Below are 19737 nucleotides of genomic sequence, written 5' to 3' on the forward strand. Positions count from 1 at the left end.
GGTCAATGCGTCAGTGCGTACATCACGATGTTCACGCCGAACTTGGTGTTGTCTTCGGCCAGGAAGCGTTTGTTGCGCCAGTCGTAGTCCCATTCGCAACCGTAGTCCTTGTTGCTGTAGAGCACGCCCAGCCGGCCATCGATCTCGATGCCCTTGAGGTAGTCGTGGACCAGGTCATCACCCCAGCCATTGAGTTCGAAGCCGGTGGCCGGTGGGCCCTCGGGGAACTTGAAGAAGCTGTTGTAGATGGCGTGGGTGTTGGGCAGTTTCTTCATCGCGCTGGCGCCGAAGATGCTGCGCATCTGTGCTTCGAAGGAGGTGGCGAACAGGCCGTCGATGTCGTGGTTGCAGTCGTCGACGAAGACAAAGCCACCGTTGCGCACGTAGCGCTCGAAGTTGCGGCGTTCTTCCGGGTTGAACTCGACCAGCTTGTGTCCGGCGAGATAGCAGAAGGGCGCGGCCAGCATCTTCGGGTCGGACAGCGCGATGACGTGTTCCTTGGGGTCCACCCGCAGTGTGGTGTAGTCGACCAGCGATGTGATCAGGTTGGACGGCATGCGCGCATCCACGTCCCAGTCACCGGAGTCGTAGCGCAGGCGGGTGAACCAGAAGTCGTAGCGGCTGGCCTGCGCCCGCGCGATGCCCGGCAACGCAGCGCTCACCGCGCCGCCCAGCAGCAGGTGAAGGAATTGCGCTCGCGTCAGACGGGGTGGGGACAAAGCAGGGGACTCGAATAAAGCCCCTCTCCCATCGGGAGAGGGGTTGGGGTGAGGGTAAGGGCGAAGCCTGATGCGGTTGCTTACCGCAGCGCTTCGCGCCGGACCCTCATCCGCCCTTCGGGCACCTTCTCCCGACGGGAGAAGGGGACATCAGTTACACCGCATCCGACAACGAGGTGAACGTAAAGTCACGCAGCTTCATTGGCGGGATCATCATCACGAAGCTGGACTCGTCACCGGCCACGCGCACCGGCTTGCCCAGCTCGTCGATGTTGTTGAGCATGATCACCGGCGATTCGTTGAAGCGGAAATTCTTCACCGGGTGCTTGATCTGGCCGTTCTCGATGTAGAAGGTGCCGTCGCGGGTCAGGCCGGTCAGCAGCACGGTCTGCGGGTCGACCATGCGGATGTACCAGGTGCGGGTGACCAGGATGCCCTTCTCGGTGCCACGCACCAGCTCGGCGATCGACTTGGTGCCGCCGCTCATCAGCAGGTTGCCGGCGCTGGCCTTGGCGGTCTTGCCCTGCTTCTGTGCCCAGTAGCGCGAGTAATCCAGGTTGGCGACCTTGCCGTCCTCGATGATGGCAATGCGCTCGCGCGGCATGCCTTCGCCGTCCCACGGCAGCACTGCTGCGTCGGGATGCCACGGATCGGCGAACAGGTTGACCTTGCTGTCATAGACCTGCTCGCCCAGCTTGTTGCCGCCGCCTTTCTTGGACAGGAAGCTGCGGCCTTCATCGGCGGAGCGTGCACTGAAGAAATTCATCATGAAGCTGATCAGGCCAGCAGCAGCCGCCGGCTCCAGGATCACCGTGTACTTGCCCGGCTCCAGTGCCTTGGCTTCGGCCGATTCGGTGGCCTTGCGCTTGGCGATCTCGATGTCCTGGTCGGCCTTGAAGTCGGCAGCGTTGGCGAGGTTGCGGCCAACCCAGCCCGAGCCGCGGCCATCTTCGGTGCGCACGGTGCAGGTGTAGTTGAAGTTGGTGGTCTTCTGGTAACCGAAGTTGCCATTGCTGTTGGCGATGGCGACGAAGCCGTTGCCGTCTTCCAGGAAGCCGGCAGCGATCAGGCCGTGGCCACGGCAGGGGGTAATGGAGTCAGCAGCCACCTGGGCGCGGAATTCCGGGGTGATGGCTGCAGTCGATTCGCTGAAGGTCGGGCTCGAACGGTATTGCTGCTTGCCAATGGCCGGCATGAACTCCGGGTTCTCCGGTGCCAGCTTGGCCAGGTCTTCGGCGCGACGGACCACGCGCTCCAGTGAAGCGTCGTCGAACTCGTTGATCGACGCGGTGCCAACGCGCTTGCCGAAGGCGACCTGTACGGCCAGTTCGGCGTTGCTGACGATGCCGCTGGTGGAGACGTTGTTCAGCGCGAAACGGATGTTGCCGTCGACCGAGCCGGCCAGCGTGGCGGTGCATTCATCGGCCTTGGACAGCGCGATGACCTTGTCCAGGATGGCCTTGGCTTCCTGTTCGGTGAAGATGCTCATGGTTCAGAAGCTCCTTGACGATCAGCCGAGGCTGCGCGCGGTATTGATGACGTTGATGCCGTCGAAACGGGCGGTGGACGAGCCGTGCGACACGGCCGAGACCTGGCCTGGCTGGCCCTTGCCGTCGAAGAACGAGCCGCCCAGGCGGTAGTCGCGTTCGTCGGCGATGGCGCTGCAGGCGTTCCAGAACTCCGGCGTGCGGATCTGGTAGGCCACGTCCTCGAGCATGCGGGTGATCTGGCCGTTCTTGATTTCATAGAACAGCTGGCCACCGAACTGCGCGTTGTAACGCTGCTGGTCGATGGAGAACGAGCCGTCACCGATGATGTAGATGCCGTTCTCGACGTTCTTGATCATGTCGGCTACCGACAGCGGGGTCTTGCCCGGCGCCAGCGACACATTGGCCATGCGCTGGAACTGCACGCTGGACCAGGAGTCGGCGTAGCAGCAGCCATCGGACTCGGTTTTTCCGAGGATATGCGCCTGGTCACGGATGGTCTGGTAGTCGACCAGCTTGCCGTCGCTGATCAGCGGCCAGCGCTTGGTTTTCACACCTTCGTCGTCGTAGGCAACGGCGCCGAGCGAACCCGGCTGGGTCTTGTCAGCGAAGATGTTGACCTTGTCGCTGCCGTACTGGAAGCGCTGCTCGCGCTTGTCCAGGGTGGCGAAGCTGGTGCCGGCGTAGTTGGCTTCGTAACCAAGCACGCGGTCCAGTTCCAGCGGATGGCCGACGGCTTCGTGGATGGTCAGCCAGGTGTGCGACGGGTCCAGGATCAGGTCGTACTTGCCCGGTTTGACCGACGGTGCCTTGAGCTTTTCCTGTGTTTGCTTGGCGGCGGCGATGGCGTCTTCGCGCATGTCATAGGACTGGCCGTAGACGGTGACGCCATTGGGCAGCACGGTCTTGCCGGAGGCATCGCCATCCAGGTATTCGTAGCCCAGACCCATCGGCGAGGACAGACCGGCACGGGTGCGGAACTTGCCGCTGGCCTTGTCGATGGCGGTGACCGTCATCGGTGCCCAGATGCGGTGCACGTCCTGGTCGATATAGGAGCCATCGGTGGAAGCGAAGTACTTCTGCTCGTTGACCAGGAACAGCATCGAGTTGACGAAGCTGGCGCCGGCGCCGATGGCTGCGGCGTTCACGCCCAGCAGCAGATCGGCCTTGTCCTTGATCGGAACTTCCATCGCGTTCTTCTTGATCGGCGTGCGCCAGCTGACTTCGCCATAGCCCGGCGCCTTGGCGAACTGCACCGGTGCGGTCTGCACCTTGGCATTGGCCTTGGCGATGGCGGCGGCCTGCTGCGCGGCCTTGACCACGCCGGCCGGGCTCAAGTCATTGGTGGCGGCAAAGCCCCAGGCACCGTTGACGATCACGCGGATGCCGGTGCCAGTGGACTCGGTGTTCACCACGTTCTGGACCTTGTCCTCGCGGGTGATGACGAACTGGCGCAGGTAGCGGCCGATGCGTACATCGCAATAGGTGGCGCCGGCGGCGCGTGCTGCATTGAGCGCGTCATCGGCCAGGCGCTTCTTGATGGCCGGATCGAGTGCGGTCAACAGTTGTTCGGCGGCGATGGCCTTGCCGAAGAAGGACGGCACCATCAGGCCGCCAGCGGTAAGCCCGGTCAGGGCTAGGAAGTCACGTCTCTGCAAGGCTGCTCTCCACGGGGCAAGGCCCGCGAGGCGGGCACTACGGCAACAAACGACGGTGGCTTCGCGGTGATCTGCGAACTGTTCGATTTTTGCGGGCAGGTGTTTGCAGCGGTAGTGACTTTAGGCATGGAAAAGCAATTTATTTGGGTTTTCTGCGGAGAGCTCACCCCTCCCCAGCCCTCCCCTTCGCTGCGCGAAAGGGAGGCAGCGCACCCCCTCCCTTTGGCCATAGGCCAAGAGGAGGGCTGGGGAGGGGTGAGCTCTTGCGCTTGTCGCAATCCAATCACCCAACCACCTCCATCAACACCTGCTGCATCCAGTCCACGAACACCCGCAGCCGTTGCGAGGGATGGCGACGGTGCGGAAACAGCAGATGCATCGGCATCGGATCGGCGTGATACGCGGGCATCACCTCCAGCAGGCTGCCAGCTGCCAGCTCGGCACGCACGTCGTAGGCGGGAATCTGGATCATCCCCAGGCCGGCGATGCAGCAGGCGATATAGGCCTCGGCACTGTTGACGGTGACACGCCCGGCCAGGGGTTGGCTGCGCAGGACGCCGTTCTCGCGCCACTCCCAGGCCTCCACCCGGCCGTTGCCGGGCGAGGCGTACAGCACGCCCCAATGTGTGCCCAGCTGCGAGGGATGCGTTGGAAGGCCGTGTCGCTCCACATACGCAGGGCTGGCCACATTGATCAGCGGCAACTGGCCCATGCTGCGCGCCACCAGCCGTGAGTCCTGCAACGGTCCTACCCGCAGCGCGCAATCCACGCCGTCTTCGATCAGGTCGATGCTGCGGTCGGTCATGCCCAGCTCAACATCGATCTGCGGAAACGCCTGCAGGAAACCAGGCAATGCCGGGGCGATGATCAGGCGGCCTATGCGACCGGGCACATCCACCTTGATCCGCCCACTCAACGCCTGCGGTGATTGCCGGAACAACTGCTCGGCTTCGTCCACGTCGCCGATCAACTGCTGGCAGCGGGCGTGGAACAGCAACCCATCCTGGGTGGGCGTGACCTGGCGGGTGGTGCGGTGGAGCAGCCGCGTGCCCAGCCGCTGCTCCAGCGTGCGTACTGCTTCGGACACGGTGGAACGCGGCAGATTGAGCTGGTCGGCGGCGCGGGTGAAGCCGGCGCAGTCCACCACCCGGACGAAGACGCGGTACAGCTCGATACGATCCATGGCGATTGTCCGGATGGGCCGACAAGTGAAGTCAGAATGACCAGCTTTATCCGGAAAACCAAGTCGATAGGCTCTGTTGACACCCTCTCAACCATAAGAGCAAGCCATGACCGACCATCGCATCCACGGCAAGACGGCCCTCATTGCCGGCGGCGGCAAGAACCTGGGCGGCCTGTTGGCCCGCGACTTCGCCCGCCAGGGCGCCAGCGCCATCGCCATCCACTACAACAGTGACGCGGCGCGTGCCGAGGCCGAAGCGACCGCCGAGGCGGTGCGCACGGCCGGTGCCAACGTCCATCTGTTCCAGGCCGACCTGACCTCGGCTGCGGCGATGGAACAGCTGTTTGATGATGCCAGGCAGGCCATGGGCCGCATCGATATCGCCATCAACACGGTCGGCAAGGTGTTGAAGAAGCAGATGACGCAGATCAGCGAAGCGGAGTTCGATGCCATGGATGCGGTGAACAACAAGACCGCGTTCTTCTTCCTGAAAGAAGCCGGTCGCAATCTCGCCGACAACGGCAAGGTATGCACGCTGGTGACCTCTTTGCTGGGCGCTTTCACCCCGTTCTATTCAAGCTATGCCGGCACCAAGGCACCGGTGGAGCACTACACCCGCGCGGCGGCCAAGGAATTTGGCGAACGCGGGATTTCAGTGACGGCGATTGGCCCGGGACCGATGGACACCTCGTTCTTCTACCCGGCCGAAGGCGCGGATGCGGTGGCCTACCACAAGACTGCAGCGGCGCTGTCGCCGTTCTCCAAGACCGGGCTGACCGACATCGAGGACATCGTGCCGTGGGTGCGTTTCCTGGTATCCGAGGGCTGGTGGATGACTGGGCAGACGATTCTGGTCAATGGTGGATATACGACGCGCTGAGGCTGCTGACCTTCTCCCTTCGGGAGAAGGTGCCCCGAAGGGGCGGATGAGGGTAGGGGCGAAGTCCGGTGGCGGGATCAAAGACGACAAACGGGTTGCGTCGTGCTTGAGCATTCGCCGGTGTCCCCATCGCGATTGCTGGCAACCCCCTGCAGCGCGGCTTCGCCCGTACCCTCACCCCAACCCCTCTCCCGATGGGAGAGGGGCTATCCGCATCAGCCGAGGCTGCGCGCCGTATTGATGATGTTCACCCCATCAAAGCGCGTGGTGGCCGAACCATGCGATACCGCCGACACCTGCCCCGGCTGGCCCTTGCCGTCAAAGAACGAACCGCCCATGCGGAAATCGCGCTCATCGCAGATCGCGCTGCAGGCATTCCAGAATTCCGGCGTGCGGATCTGGTAGGCCGCATCCTCGACCATGCCAGCAATCTCGCCGTTCTTGATCTGGTAGCAGAGCTGTCCACCAAACTGCGCGTTGTAACGCTGCTGGTCGATCGAATACGAACCGCGGCCGTGGATGTAGATGCCGTTCTCGACGTCCTTGACCATCTGCGCCGGAGTCAACGGGTTCTTGCCCGGTGCCAGCGACACATTGGCCATGCGCTGGAACTGCACGCTCTTCCACGAATCCGCATAGCTGCAGCCATGCGAGGCGTTCTCACCCAGGATATGCACCTCGTCGCGGGTGGCCTGGTAGTTGACCAGGATGCCGTCCTTGACCAGATCCCACTGCTTGGTCTTCACCCCTTCATCGTCATAGCCCACCGCGCCCAGGCTGTAAGGCACGGTCTTGTCGGCGGTGAAGTTGACGATGTCGCTGCCCCAGCGGAAACCGGCCTCGCGCTTGTCCAGCGTGGCGAAGCTGGTACCTGCGTAGTTGGCTTCGTAGCCGAGCACGCGGTCCAGCTCCAGTGGATGGCCGACGTTCTCGTGGATGGTCAGGAACAGGTTGGACGGGTCCAGTACCAGGTCGTACTTGCCCGGCTTCACCGATGGCGCGGTGAGCTTGGCGCGCGCCTGTCTGGCGGCGGCGATGGCATCTTCCACCGGATCATAGGAATGGCCGTAGGCCACCACGCCGCCCGGCAGCTGGTGCTTGTCGGCGGCGTTGCCGTCGAGGAACTCCCAACCCATGCCGGCCGGTGCCGACAGCCCGGCGCGGGTGCGGAACTTGCCGCTGGCCTTGTCGATGGCGGTGGCGGTGAACGGCAGCCAGATGCGGTGCACGTCCTGGTCGATCCAGGAGCCGTCGCTGGAGGCGAAGTACTTCTGTTCGTTGACCAGGAACAGTTGCGAGTTGATGAAGCTGGCACCGGCATTGATCGCCGCCGCATTGATCGACAGCAGCAGATCGACCTTGTCCTTGACCGGTACCGCCATCGCGTTCTGGCGGATCGGCGTCTTCCACTGCACCTCGCCCACGCCTGGCGTGGGTGCCAGCTGCACCGGCTTGGTCTGGATCTTCGCGTTGGCCCTGGCAATGGCAATCGCCTGCGCTACCGCGGCGGCCACGCCCTGCGTGGTGGACTGGTTGCTGGCAGCAAAGCCCCAGGCGCCATTGACGATCACGCGGATACCGACGCCTGCCGACTCGCTGTTGGTGACGTTCTGCACCTTGTCTTCGCGGGTGACGATGGCCTGGTTGAGGTAGCGGCCGATGCGTACATCGCAGTAGCTGGCGCCGCCCTGTTTGGCCAAGGCAAGCACGGTGTCGGCCAGCAGCTTCTTCTTGGCCACATCGGCCGGCGCAAGCAGCTCCTCGGCAGCAATCAGCTGGGCATTGGGCAGCATGAAACCAGCGAGGCCGAGGCCGGAGAGTGAAAGAAACTGACGGCGTTGCATGAGGGGCGGAACTCCAGAGCCAACGATGCAGTGCATCGCACAAGACCCTTGAATCTCGACGGCGCGGGGTTCAGGCACAAGTGACCATGGTCATGCATGGCGGTAAACAGGCACTGCGGCACAATCTGCCACGCATCCCCAAGGCCCCAAAACGATGACCAGCAAGCCCTACTCCGAATCCTGCGAGCGCAACCGCGCACCCATCCTGCAGGTGCTGCAGCAGCATCTGGGCCAAGCCCGCACTGTCCTGGAAATCGGCAGCGGCACCGGTCAACACGCCGTGCATTTCGCTGCCGCGATGCCCTGGCTACGCTGGCAGGCCAGCGATCACCGCGACCACCTGCCCGGGATGCGCCAGTGGCTGGACGAGGCGGCGCTGCCGAATACGCCTGCGCCGCTGGAACTGCAGGCAGTGATTGGCGAAGGCCTGCAGCCCTTGCCGCCGCTGCCGGTGCATGACGGCGTGGCCGGCTTCGATGCCGTGTTCAGCGCCAACACCCTGCACATCATGGGCTGGGAGGAAGTACAGGCGCTGTTCGCCGGGTTGCCGGCGCTGATGGCGCCAGAAGCGTTGTTCATCGCCTACGGCCCGTTCAACTACAACGGCGCCTTCACCAGCGACAGCAACCGCAACTTCGACGGCTGGCTGAAGGCGCGTGACCCGCGCTCGGGCATCCGCGATTTCGAGGCGGTTGATGCCCTCGCGCGTGCGCAGCAGCTGGAGCTGCGCGAGGACGCGGCGATGCCAGCCAACAACCGTTGCCTGGTATGGCAGCGGATGCGCGTTTGACGCCGGGCGGGCTAGGATGCGGAGACTTCAGGCAAGGGGCGGGGCGTGATGCAGGGACGTAAGTGGTTGGTGGCGATGGTGCTGGGCTTTGCTCCGCTGGCGTGCCTGCAGGCGCAGCCAATGGACGCGCGGGCAGCCGCGATGCAGGTGCAGGCGAGCTACCCGGGGGTGATCGAACTGGAGGTGGATGCCAGCGACATCCAGCGTCGCATCCAGCGCGTGCACCAGCGCATTCCGGTGTCGGCCGGTGCGCTGACCCTGTGGTACCCGCAGTGGATACCCGGCAATCATGCACCGACCGGCCCGATCAACCAGATGGCCGGGCTGGTCATCCGCGGCAACGGCCAGGTGCTGCAGTGGACGCGCGACTCTGGCGACATGTACGCCTTCAAGCTGCAGGTGCCGGAAGGCGTCGATGTGCTGGATATCGAGTTCCAGTACCTGTCACCGACTGCCAGCGACCAGGGCCGGGTGGCGATGACGCCGAACATGCTCGACCTGCAATGGCATCGCGTGTTGTTGTACCCGGCCGGCTATGACGCACGCGGCATCCAGGTCAAACCCAGCCTGCGCCTGCCCGACGGTTGGCAGAGCGGCACCGCGCTGGATGTTGCACAGCGCAGCGGCGGCAACGAGCAGTACGTGCCGGTCTCGTTGATGACCTTGATTGATTCGCCGGTATTCGCCGGCCAGTACTTCAAGCGCTTCGCGCTGGACGAGACATCCAAACAACCGGTGTGGCTGGACGTAGTCGGCGAAAACCCGCAGGGCCTGCAGGCCGATGCCAAGGTGCTGGATGCACACCGCGCGCTGGTGCGCGAGGCCGACGCGGTGTTCGGCTCGCGCCCCTACACGCGCTACAACTTCCTGCTGGCGGTATCGGACGTGTTCAGTGGCATCGGCCTTGAGCATGCGCAGAGCAGCGAGAACGGCATGCACGATGGCTACCTGCGTGGTGAGCGGCCGTTCCTCGACAACGACCTGCTGCCGCACGAATACGCGCACGCCTGGGTGGGCAAGGCGTGGCGTCCACGCCCAACCTGGGTGCCGCATTACAACGCGCCGATGCACAACGACGAGTTGTGGATGTACGAAGGCCAGACCCAGTACTGGGCGGTGGTATTGGCTGCGCGCTCCGGGCTGTGGAAGCCGGACTATGCGATGGCGATGCTGGCCCAGTTGCAGGCCAACTACGCCACCCAGCCCGGTCGCCAGTGGCGCGATCTGCACGACACTGTTCACCAAGGCATCCTCGACTTCAATTCCAAGCCGCAGGCCTGGGCCGACTGGCAGCGAGCGTTCGAGTTCTATAACGAGAGCACGCTGCTATGGCTGGGCGTGGATGCACGCCTGCGCAGCTTGTCGAAAGGCAAAGTCACGCTGGACGATTTCGCCAAGCGCTTCCATCAGGGCGGCAAGCAGGGCGATATCCGCCTATACGAGCGCGCCGATGTGATGCAGGGCTTGGAAGCAGTGCAGCCCGGCAACTGGGATGTGTTCATCGGCAGCCGCCTGGATGCCCGCGATGGCAAGGCGCCGGATGGTTTGGCCGCTGCGGGCTGGGAGCTGTACTTCGACGAGCAGCCGAATCTGGTGGTTGCCGACGGCGAGGCCGATGGCGCAACGGATCTGCAGTACTCGCTGGGCCTGAAGATCGGCAGTGACGGCGTGCTGCAGGCGGTGGGCTGGGACAGCCCGGCCTTCAAGGCAGGTTTGGCCAAGGACGTGACGATAGTTGCCGTGAACGGCCTGGCCTATAGCGGTGGCCGCATCAAGCAGGCGCTGACCGATGGCAAGCAAAGCGGCACACCGATCGAGTTGATCGTGCGCCAGGCGGACAGCTTCCGCACCGTGCGAATCGATTACCGCGAAGGCCTGCGCTATCCGCATCTGCGGCGGATTGCAGGGACGACGGATCTGTTGACGCGAATTTTGGCTGCGCAGAGGTAAGGAACTGCCTCCTTCTCCCTTTGGGAGAAGGTGCCCCAACGGGGCGGATGAGGGTAAGCGCGAAGCCTCGTGAAAAGTATCGCGCGGGCTTCGCCCCAACCCTCACCCCAACCCTCACCCCAACCCTCACCCCAACCCTCACCCCAACCCCTCTCCCGTAGGAGAGGGGCTTCGAGCGAAAGCAACAGCCTCAGTATCCGATCCGATACCCAACCCCAAACGTCCGCCCCTGCGCCGGTACGCTCGAGAGCTTGCCGTAGGTCGCTTCCGCCTGCTGGCCATAGACCGTCTTGTAGTCGCGATCAGCCAGGTTGTAGACGCCCATGCTGAAACGCCCACCCGCCAGCGGCAGCTCACCAATCAGATCGAACACCGCATAGCCACGGATCTTCGCCGCCGGCGTCGCGCGGATGGTCGGGCTGACCGAGGCCAGCTGCGCATCACGCCACGCATCATCGGTGCCACCGACGGCCTGGCCCTGCAAGCGCAGCAAACTATCGTTGGCAAAGCGCCACTGGCCATGCACGCCTGCCTTCAACGGCGATACACGGAATGCATTGAGCTCGCGCCACTGCCCGGCCGCATCACGGTACTGGCCGCGGGTGCTGGCCACGCTGGCACCCAGTTCCAGCTGCGCGCCAGGCGTATAGCGCAGGTTGGCCTCCACGCCGTAGACGCGCTCGTCGGTATCGGCCACTGACACGCTGTAGTTGCGGTTGAACTGCACGGTCTTGTCCGAGCGGTTGTAGAACGCGGTCATCGCACTCTGCAGCTGCGTGTTGTTCAAGCGCCAGCCCAGCTCGTAGTTGTCGACCTTGATCGGGCCGATGTTGCGGCTGTCGATGACGAAGTTGGCCGGCACGTCACGCAGCATGCGCTGCGTATCGGGCAGGCTGAAGCCCTGCGAGAAGTTGGCGAACAGCTGCTGCGCATCGCTGAACTTGTAGACCACGCCGGCATTGAACAGCGTCTGCGAATGGCGCACGCGGCCACCGGCCAGCAGCTGCGGTTGATAGCCGGCCACCGCGTCGGCAGTGATCGCCTCGGTGTAGGGCAGCGAATCGTCCACGTTGTTGCGCAGGATCTGGTGGCGCACGCCGGCCTGCACGCTGAAACGTTCGCTCAGCGCATGGTCGGCCTGCAGGAACAGGCCGGTGGTGTCCACGCGCACATCCGGGCCCATCGCGTACTGTGCAGTCGGCACGTAGTTCAGGCCGTTGCTGGCGATGAAACGATTGATGTCGTACATCTGCCCGCGCTGGCTGTCCTCTTCACGCTCATGGTCCACACCATAGGACAGCTGCAGGCTGCGACCGCCGATATCGAAGCCCTTGTGCAGGGCGCTGCGCAGGCCCCAGACGTCGATGTCGGTATTGGACTGCATGGCCACATAGGCATAGCCACCCGGCAGCGCCGGATGCACCAGCGTCGATACCGACGGGAACCAGCGGCCCTGCTCATTGCGGTAATAGGCTTCCACGCTCAGCTCCTGGCCGCCGAACACATCGCGGTTGCGGTATTGCGCATTGATGCCCTGGTGGCGGGTGCGTGGCTGTGCGTTCAACTGCAGGCCATCGACGGCGTTGTGGCTGGGCTGGTATGCGGGATTGAACAGCACCGCCAGGCGCGGGCCGTAGTCCGGGCCGTAGTCGCTGTCCTGCTGGTCGTCATACCAACGCACACCCACGCTGAGCTGCTGGGCGGGGGTAAGCGCCCACTCAAGACGTGCGTTGAGCTCCTTGGTCTCGGTGTCCTGGCGGTCGGTCTGGGCGATCTCCGGGCCAATGCGGCGGCCATGTGCATCCAGCGACGCGCCCTGGCGGCCATAGGCGATACCGAAGGCACCGCTGAAGCGGTCACCACGCACGGTCATGGTCTGCGCGGCGTTCCACGCCAGGTTGTCGCTGGATACATCCGAGGGCGTGCGCAGGCCGAGCTGGCTGGCCAGCTGCACCGGCGCGTCGCCCGGCTGCAGGGTGATGATGTTGATGATGCCGCCGCTGGCACCGGCGCCATACAGCGCGGTGGCACCGGAGATCACCTCGATGCGCTCGATCATCGTCGGCGAGATGCTGTTGAGCTGGCGCGAGCCATCGCGTGCGCCGGTCAGCGGCACGCCATCGATCATCACCTGCACGCTGCGGCCACGCATGGTCATACCGTAGTTGCTGGTGGTGCCACTGGCCGGTGCCAACGACGGCACCAGCTGGCCGAGAATGTCGGCGGTGCTGCGGCCGGCTGCGGTCTGCTGGGCGATCTGCTCGCGCTCGATGGCGTATACGGTGCCGGCGATCTCGGCCACGCTGCGCGCACCGCGTATGGCGGTGACGCTGACGGTATCCAGCTGGCGGGTACCGCTGGTGGTGTTGGCCTGTGCTGCCAGCTGGCCACTGATGGCCAGGCTCAGCAGGGCGAGCGGAAGCGTTGCTGCGGTATGCCGCATGGTGTCCTCGGAACGTATCAGGGAGAAGAAGGAGAGGGCGCGAAGCGGCGCAGCAGCGGCCGGCACAACAGCAACCCAAGCGCGGAGACGATCGCCAGCGCCACGTAATAAGCGGGGTAACCCAGGCCCTTGGCGAGGAAGCCGGACAAGGCACCGCCGATGAAATAGATCAGCAGTTCGAAGCACACCAGCAAGGTGAAATCGGTACCGGCCTGCTCGCGCGAGCTGATCCGCATGAACAAGGCATACAGGCTGGTCATCGCCACATAGCGCAGGGCCAGCAGGGCGATCACCAGCGCACCCAGCCCAAACTGGGAGGAGGCAAGCACACCGCTGTACAGCAGGGCGGCCAGCAGCACATACAGCAGCGTGCGCCACCAACCGGCGTGCATCAGCAGCTGTTCGGCGCTGCGCTGCTTGAGCAGCCAGGCCGCCCCCACTGCAGCCAACATGCCAACACCGGCCCCGCCCACTGAGATCAGCAGGCCGATCTCGGTCAGACTCCACTTCTGGTCGACCAGCAGCGGATTGACCATCGCCATCGCCGGTGCTTCCACCATGCGATACAGGACGATCAGCAGCAGCGCCCAGCGCAGCTCGGGCCGGCACAGCGCACGCAGCACGCTCGGCCGCTGGCTGGCCGCCGGCCGTGGCACCTCGTTGATCTGCTGTACGGCGAACAGGGTCAAGGCACTCATCGCCGCCAGACTCAGCAGGGCCACGTTCCAGCCGCGGGTTTCGTACAGCCACAGCACGCCTGCGCCGCCGACCATGCTGCCCAGCGCCACGCCCACACTCTGCGCCATGCTGCCCAGACGGTGCTCGGCCGGCGCCAATGCTTCCACCGTATAGCCATCGATGGCGATGTCCTGGGTGGCGGCAATGGTGGAAATCCACATGCCCACCAGCACGAAGACGGTCAGCCCATGGTCCAGCCCGGTGAAGGCCAATACCAGGATGCCGACCAGCAACAGCAACTGGGTCAGCCACAACCAGCTGCGGCGGCGGCCCAGGGCAGGCAGGTGCCAGCGGTCCACCAGCGGCGCCCACAGGAACTTGAACGCCCACGGCAGGTAGAGCAGCGACAACATGCCGATCCAGCGCAGGTCCACGCCCTGGCTGCGCAGGATGGCGGGTACCGCCACGTTGTAGAAATACAGCGGCAGCGCATGGGCCATGTACAGCACCACGATGACGCCCAGGCCGAAACGCGAGGCAGCGCCGTGCTCAGTGCGCATCGGCCTGCTCCAGCTGTTGGCCGACCCAGCGCATACCATCGGCGTCGTCAGTGGTGACGTAGTAGGGCACGCCCCAGGCCGCGTGCAGGGCCGGCGTATCCAGCCGCTGCTGCTCGGCCACGCTGCTGGCGATGCGCACCAGGCCCTTGCAGTAAATGCGGAAGGCGGGCTTGTGCTGCTTGTACCAGAGCGCCTGGATGGCGCGGTAATCGTCACTGAAGCTGGCACCGGGCACGGTGCTGGCGATGAAGTAGAACGGCGTGGCGGCCACGATCAATGCTTCCACGCGCTGTAGCCAATCACGGATCTCGTCCGCGCTGACCTCACCGTGGAAGACGGCGCGGACCACAGCCGCCTGCTTGATCGTCAAACCCATTGCCACTGACCTTCACTGAATACGGGGCAGGGCCGCCCATACGCGACCCTTCAAATAAGAATAGTTATCAATACCATTGAAAGTTTAGGCGCAGCGAAGGAAAATTTAGGCAGGACCACATTCCGGGATGCCCTGCATGCAGGTTTTCACCTGCGCCGAACTGATGACCGCAGCCCACGCGCTGGGCGGGCAGGTTGATTTCGATGCCGGCATGGCCGACGCCACGCCGGTGCTGGCCGGCTGGCAGCAGGTGCACGCGCTGGACGATGGCGTGTCGCTCTACCTGAGCCGTAGCCGCGACATGGTGGGCGGCTGCAGCCACAACCGTCTGGCACCGGGCATCACTGCCGGCTTCCTGGTGGATGGCGAGGCCGACGTTGCCATCGGCACGCATCGCTTGCGGCTGGAGGGCAACCATCGGCGCATGCCGACCATGCTGGTCCACCTGCGTGAGGAAGACAGCTTCCAGCGCCATTGGCAGGCCGGGCGACAGGAAGGCAAGGTCAGCCTGCACCTCAGCGGCGACTGGTTGCAGCGGCAGCTGCAGGCCGATTCCCGTGGCAGTGCCCGATTGGCACGCGTTTGTAATGGCCATGCCGACAACCATGCATGGCGACCACCGGCGCCGTTGCTGCAGCGTGCAGCGCAACTGCTGGAGAACAAGGCCGTTTCGCTGCCATTGCTGCGCCGCCTGCAGCAGGAAAGCTTTGCCCTGGAACTGGCGGCGGATGTGCTGCAGACACTGGCCAGCGAGGGTGGCGAACGGCCTTTGGGTTCGCACCTGCAGCGCTGCGTCACACGCCTGCACGAGTGGTTGCAAAGTGGAGAGGCCGACACACTGAGCATCGCGCAGATGGCTCGCCAACTCGGCACCAACGCAGTGGACCTGCAGCGTGGTTTCCAGCATTGCCATGGCCAAAGCATCGCCAACTACCAGCGCGAGCTACGGCTGGAACGCGCCCGCCAGGCACTGCTGCGCCAGCACGTGCCCGTGGATGTTGCCGCCACCATCGCCGGCTACGCACACACCAGCAGCTTCAGCGCCGCGTTCAAGCGCCGCTACGGCACATCACCCTCGCAGCTGAAGTAGCGCCCGCTGTTTGGCTGTTTGTAGGAGCGGTGTAAGCCGCGAAGCCACCAAACCGAAACGCCTGCAAGGTCCGTGCATCCAATGATGCCTGCTGGCAGCGAACGAACTGACCAGAGAACCGCGAAGAACTTGATCATCGCACCGAACGTTCCGATAGACAGCTCGTGGCTCAAAGCCACCACACCGCGCGACGCAGTAGTTGCATGCTGCATGCAGAGATCAAACCGACTTCGCGCACGTCTTGCAGCCGACCACGATGCCAATTCATACCAATGAATTGGCAAGTCGAAGACCCCATTGCATGACCATCACCGCAGAAGAGAACGCCTGTTCACCCGCATATTTTCACCTCGCATCTGCATAGATGACTGCGCACGCCACGCGTTGGTCCATCAAATTCAACGGTGTTCATTGAGCTTGCTGAATTCAAGTCACAGCGGTGCTCATTCAAACACCTTCACAGTTCATTTATCTGTGCAAACCTCAGCTGAAAGCGCATCACGCTGCTCTGCAGAAACGTAGCTATATTCGAGATCCCCCAAGCGAAGGAGGAAGTGGAATGTTCATGACCAAACAAAAAATGGTGATGGCGCGTACGCTCGGCGTGGCAGTCGTCGTCATGAGCCTGGCATCCTGTGCAACCTATAAAGAAGAGTTTGCAGGGATCAACTCACGCCTCGACCAACTCGACACGAAGGTACAGGGCGCGGCACAGAGCGCCGAGTCCGCCAATCAGTCCGCACAGCAGGCCAACCAACGACTGGATCAAATTGAAGGTCGCGTCCAGCAACTTGAAAGGGCACCACGCCGCACACCGCGCGGCTGATCGCTCCGCTCGATTCACGATGAATACCTGAATTCAGGATCCGGTGGCCTTTACCGGCCACTGGTTTCCCCCCCTAGATCAGTCTTCATTGCAAGGAACCGTCCCATCCGTACGTACACATACCCTGCAATCCTCGCCGCCCTTGGCGTGCTGGCGTTCGCGAGCATCGACGCGGCCAGCGCCAAGGACGCCACCGTGCAGCAAGCGGCAAGCGCCGTCGATCAGCTTCCGCCCGACCAGAAGGTGTCCGACACGGTGATCGAACTCGCCGGCTGGGTTGTCGCAAGCAAGGACAACCAGGGCTATCCCTTCGCGATCATGGACAAGGCCGCTGCACAGATCCTGGTGTTCAGTGGCGACGGCCGACTGCGTGGCGCCACGCCTGGACTGTTTGGCTCGGCAACTGGCGATCACGTAGCTCCCGGCGTCGCCGGACTCGCGCTGCGCGAGATTCCGGGCCGCGACCGCACCACACCTGCGGGTCGTTTCATCGGCGGCTTCGGCCCCTCGCTCGACGCCGGCCGCGTGCTGTGGGTGGACTATGATTCCGCAGTCTCCATCCATCCCACCGCTACCGGCGTACCTGCCGAGCGCCGCGCAGAGCGGCTCGCATCGCCAACGCCGGACGACAACCGTGTCACCCACGGCTGCATCAACATCGCGCCGGACTTCTACGAACAGATCGTCAGCCCAACATTCGAGCGCGGCGGCCTGTTCTACATCCTGCCGGACAAGGACAGCCTGGAAGCGACCTTCCCGGAGTTCGCAAAGAGTCGCGCCGCCGGGAAAGACAGCGAAGGCAAACACGCCGGGCGCTGAAGAAGGTGCCCTGCCTGCACATCCGCATCAGCAGCGAGAGGCATTTTCTTTTGTAGGAGCGGCGTAAGCCGCGAAGCAAGCACCGCCTACCGACCTACCAATGCAGCCGAATCAATCCACAGTCCTATCAACGAACCCACGCGTATAAGGCAACACCTCCAAACTACGCCGATCCACCTGCGCCAACACTTCACTGAAGCCAAACGCAGGCTCCCAAGCCAAGGCCCTCCGCATAGCGGCATTGTCGTAGACCCGATCAATGACCGAAGGCAGTGGCCAACCACGCCGCTCATGCTCGGCAACCAGCGCCGGGCAACGCAGGCGCAACACTCCAACGGCATCACGCCCCAACTGCTCAAGGTCTTCGCGCTGGAACGGCGTCGAACCACTGACAACAAATCGATTGAACGAACCAGCCGGCAACGCCAACGCCGCCACATGCGCATCAGCAACATCGCGGACATCAATACCGCGATGCAGGCGCAGCACCGACATCTGATCCGCAGGCTGCGGGAAGCAGCGCGACATGCGGATGACGCTGCGTGTGAGCTCACCACCAGACCAATCGGCCAGGATCTGCTCGGCGTCCAGCTTGGTGCGGTGATACACCGTCTTGGGCTGCGGCGTCACGGATTCGTCGATCCATGTACAACCCTGCCCGGGGACAGCATCGCCATACAGTGCGGTGGTACTGGTATAGACCACCTGCTTCACCCCCGCCTGCTGCGCAGCCTCCAGCAACTGCTGCACACCCGCCACATTGACCCGTTCGAACTCGCGATCAGATACAAGACCGACGTGCGGCGCGTGGTACGAAGCGGTGTGGAAGACCACATCGACGCCCTGCAATGCCGAGTGCAGCAAGCGGCTGTCGGTGAAGTCACCAATAAGCGACGAGCAGGAGAAAGGGGAGCGGTCGAGGCCAATGACCTCATGGGCTGCGGCAATCGCGTTGTAGATTGCGCGGCCAATCCGGCCTGAACTACCGGTGATAAGAGCTTTCACGGAAAAGTGCGTCTGGCGCCCGGGACCTGCCGGGATGGAGGCATGGTAGATCGCCTTCTGCATTTAAAGCTAGGCGGTCACGAGCATGCCTACAAGCTGCTCGCCGACACCGGCCGGCTAGGCGGTCATCGTAATCTGCCCCAGTTTCTCTCAGATATCTGATCCGCAAGCTGAGGGAAGTAGCGCGACATACGGATGACGCTACATGTTAGTCCTGTGCCGGACCAGTCAGCCAGGATCTGTTCGGCGGACCACCCGCCAATCCTTCAGGCATCGGGATCCGGGATGGCGCGAAGCTGGTTCATTACTGTTGCGCCGTAAGGCGTAAGAGTCCAGTAATCGCTGCGATCTTTGACACTCCTGTTCTTTTCATTTTTAACGATGTAACCCAAAGCTGCAAACTGAATGATGATTGTTTCAAGGTCGGCTATCGCTGGTGCGACTGTGCTTTTCTTGAATGAGTGACCTTTGACGTCAGCTCGCTTGCTTGCTCTGAATTCGGCAGCAATCCTTTCGGCAATATAGGTAGTTAGGCGCTGTTGCATCTGATGCGTGTTTGATTCATGCACGAGAATCGGAGAAAGCTCGAAAAAAAGCTTGTTCCAGGTGGCATCGATGCACCACTCCCATGTGTAAGATTCGTACTCTTTGATGGTCTTAAAAGTCAGGGCTATAGAAAATTCTTTGTCGCCGCTAGCGAGCCCCTTGGCGCCTTTCGGGGGCTCTGTGCTGGTGGAGCGTAGCTGTTGCTCAAGCTCTTCAATTCTGTTTTTGAGCTTCAACATTTCCATTGCAGCTTCCGGAGTCTGTGCGCGGTCGGCGCGCACCCAGCCGATGCCAGGATTCGACTTTTGGAGTTTCACTAGGCTTCGGCTGACGACTGAACCTAGGTCTTGTGGGGTTGTCCAAAACTTGCACATTTTCTTCTGTACAAGTTCTTTGAACAAAGCGAGGTTCCTTTTCCCTTCCTCTGAAGTCTCACATCGTTTTGCTTGAAGCGAACACGGATCACTATGGACGAAACCGATAACAGGCTTTCCCGTCTCAAGTGCATACCTGTACTCCATTTCTGTATAGCTAACTCCATCGGGTCCGAGGCTGCCATATCGACCGGCAAGGACGACAATGTAGTAGTCACAGTCGTCAATTACGCCCTTAATCAGTGACCACTGATCTTCGTTCGCTGCGGGAAACATTTCCATGCCCGAGGGGATGCAGTCCAACTCAAGAAGTGCGTGCATAATCTCCTGCCGTTCTTCTTGGAGGTCTTGATAAGTCGAGCTAACAAAGACCTGATACTTCTTTTCGTCAGTAGCCATAAGAGTCAGAGTTCTTGGATGCTTTTAGTGTAGAGAGCAGGGTTTGTAAAGAACAAGGGGAGGGCGACAGCAGAATTCGGTTCTGGTGTTTCCAGTTCCCTAAGGAAAGT

At 62.8% G+C, this 19737-nt stretch carries 16 protein-coding genes; 6 read left to right on the forward strand and 10 right to left on the reverse strand.

Annotated elements, in window-relative coordinates; translation table 11 throughout:
• Nucleotides 1-2: 2 nt before the first annotated feature.
• The 4 genes from ACVOL0_RS01955 to ACVOL0_RS01970 form a co-directional block, all read right to left on the reverse strand.
• Complete coding sequence (locus tag ACVOL0_RS01955; protein ID WP_481547688.1) at nucleotides 3-704, reverse strand: DUF4159 domain-containing protein; 702 nt, start codon at nucleotides 702-704, stop codon at nucleotides 3-5.
• Between the two features lie 169 nt (nucleotides 705-873).
• Nucleotides 874-2208 (reverse strand): TldD/PmbA family protein, encoded by a 1335-nt coding sequence (locus ACVOL0_RS01960; protein WP_296249069.1) that lies wholly within the window; start codon nucleotides 2206-2208, stop codon nucleotides 874-876.
• A gap of 21 nt (nucleotides 2209-2229) precedes the next feature.
• On the reverse strand, nucleotides 2230-3864 hold the full coding sequence (locus ACVOL0_RS01965) for a TldD/PmbA family protein (protein WP_481547659.1): 1635 nt from the start codon (nucleotides 3862-3864) through the stop codon (nucleotides 2230-2232).
• 283 nt (nucleotides 3865-4147) lie between these two features.
• Complete coding sequence (locus tag ACVOL0_RS01970) at nucleotides 4148-5047, reverse strand: LysR family transcriptional regulator (RefSeq protein WP_481547660.1); 900 nt, start codon at nucleotides 5045-5047, stop codon at nucleotides 4148-4150.
• Nucleotides 5048-5153: 106 nt separating this feature from the next.
• On the opposite strand from ACVOL0_RS01970, the gene ACVOL0_RS01975 reads away from it, so the two are divergent.
• Nucleotides 5154-5927 (forward strand): SDR family oxidoreductase, encoded by a 774-nt coding sequence (locus tag ACVOL0_RS01975; RefSeq protein WP_481547661.1) that lies wholly within the window; start codon nucleotides 5154-5156, stop codon nucleotides 5925-5927.
• A gap of 215 nt (nucleotides 5928-6142) precedes the next feature.
• Here ACVOL0_RS01975 and ACVOL0_RS01980 read toward each other — a convergent pair whose 3' ends face one another.
• Complete coding sequence (locus ACVOL0_RS01980; protein ID WP_481547662.1) at nucleotides 6143-7771, reverse strand: TldD/PmbA family protein; 1629 nt, start codon at nucleotides 7769-7771, stop codon at nucleotides 6143-6145.
• 154 nt (nucleotides 7772-7925) lie between these two features.
• Here ACVOL0_RS01980 and ACVOL0_RS01985 point away from each other — a divergent pair, with 154 nt between their 5' ends.
• Together ACVOL0_RS01985 and ACVOL0_RS01990 are read left to right on the forward strand one after the other, a co-directional pair.
• Nucleotides 7926-8561, forward strand: a complete 636-nt coding sequence (locus ACVOL0_RS01985; protein WP_481547663.1) for a DUF938 domain-containing protein — start codon at nucleotides 7926-7928, stop codon at nucleotides 8559-8561.
• 48 nt (nucleotides 8562-8609) lie between these two features.
• Nucleotides 8610-10511, forward strand: coding sequence for a M61 family metallopeptidase (locus tag ACVOL0_RS01990; protein WP_481547664.1), 1902 nt, complete (start codon nucleotides 8610-8612; stop codon nucleotides 10509-10511).
• Between the two features lie 190 nt (nucleotides 10512-10701).
• On the opposite strand, the gene ACVOL0_RS01995 is transcribed toward ACVOL0_RS01990, so the two are convergent.
• The 3 genes from ACVOL0_RS01995 to ACVOL0_RS02005 are packed head-to-tail and all read right to left on the reverse strand — an operon-like array spanning nucleotide 10702 to nucleotide 14568.
• Nucleotides 10702-12954 carry a TonB-dependent receptor gene (locus ACVOL0_RS01995; RefSeq protein ID WP_481547665.1) on the reverse strand — a complete coding sequence of 751 codons (2253 nt, stop codon included), beginning with the start codon at nucleotides 12952-12954 and terminating at the stop codon, nucleotides 10702-10704.
• Between the two features lie 17 nt (nucleotides 12955-12971).
• Nucleotides 12972-14192, reverse strand: a complete 1221-nt coding sequence (locus ACVOL0_RS02000; protein ID WP_481547666.1) for an MFS transporter — start codon at nucleotides 14190-14192, stop codon at nucleotides 12972-12974.
• Nucleotides 14182-14568 (reverse strand): hypothetical protein, encoded by a 387-nt coding sequence (locus ACVOL0_RS02005; RefSeq protein ID WP_481547667.1) that lies wholly within the window; start codon nucleotides 14566-14568, stop codon nucleotides 14182-14184. Before ACVOL0_RS02005 ends, ACVOL0_RS02000 begins: the two co-directional genes overlap by 11 nt.
• Before the next feature lie 136 nt (nucleotides 14569-14704).
• Here ACVOL0_RS02005 and ACVOL0_RS02010 point away from each other — a divergent pair, with 136 nt between their 5' ends.
• From ACVOL0_RS02010 to ACVOL0_RS02020, 3 genes are all read left to right on the forward strand, one after another.
• The gene (locus tag ACVOL0_RS02010; protein WP_481547668.1) at nucleotides 14705-15658 is read left to right on the forward strand and encodes a helix-turn-helix transcriptional regulator; all 954 of its coding nucleotides are present in this window, start codon (nucleotides 14705-14707) and stop codon (nucleotides 15656-15658) included.
• 559 nt (nucleotides 15659-16217) lie between these two features.
• On the forward strand, nucleotides 16218-16484 hold the full coding sequence (locus tag ACVOL0_RS02015) for a hypothetical protein (protein WP_481547669.1): 267 nt from the start codon (nucleotides 16218-16220) through the stop codon (nucleotides 16482-16484).
• A gap of 147 nt (nucleotides 16485-16631) precedes the next feature.
• Entirely contained in the window at nucleotides 16632-17303 is a 672-nt protein-coding gene (locus tag ACVOL0_RS02020; RefSeq protein WP_481547670.1) for a hypothetical protein, read from the forward strand.
• A gap of 111 nt (nucleotides 17304-17414) precedes the next feature.
• On the opposite strand, the gene ACVOL0_RS02025 is transcribed toward ACVOL0_RS02020, so the two are convergent.
• Nucleotides 17415-18308: an NAD-dependent epimerase/dehydratase family protein gene (locus tag ACVOL0_RS02025; protein ID WP_481547671.1), complete on the reverse strand. Its 894-nt coding sequence runs from the start codon at nucleotides 18306-18308 to the stop codon at nucleotides 17415-17417.
• A gap of 266 nt (nucleotides 18309-18574) precedes the next feature.
• On the reverse strand, nucleotides 18575-19627 hold the full coding sequence (locus ACVOL0_RS02030) for a DUF4062 domain-containing protein (RefSeq protein ID WP_481547672.1): 1053 nt from the start codon (nucleotides 19625-19627) through the stop codon (nucleotides 18575-18577).
• Nucleotides 19628-19737: the final 110 nt, after the last annotated feature.

The sequence above is a fragment of the Stenotrophomonas sp. STEN021 genome, assembly GCF_056760175.1.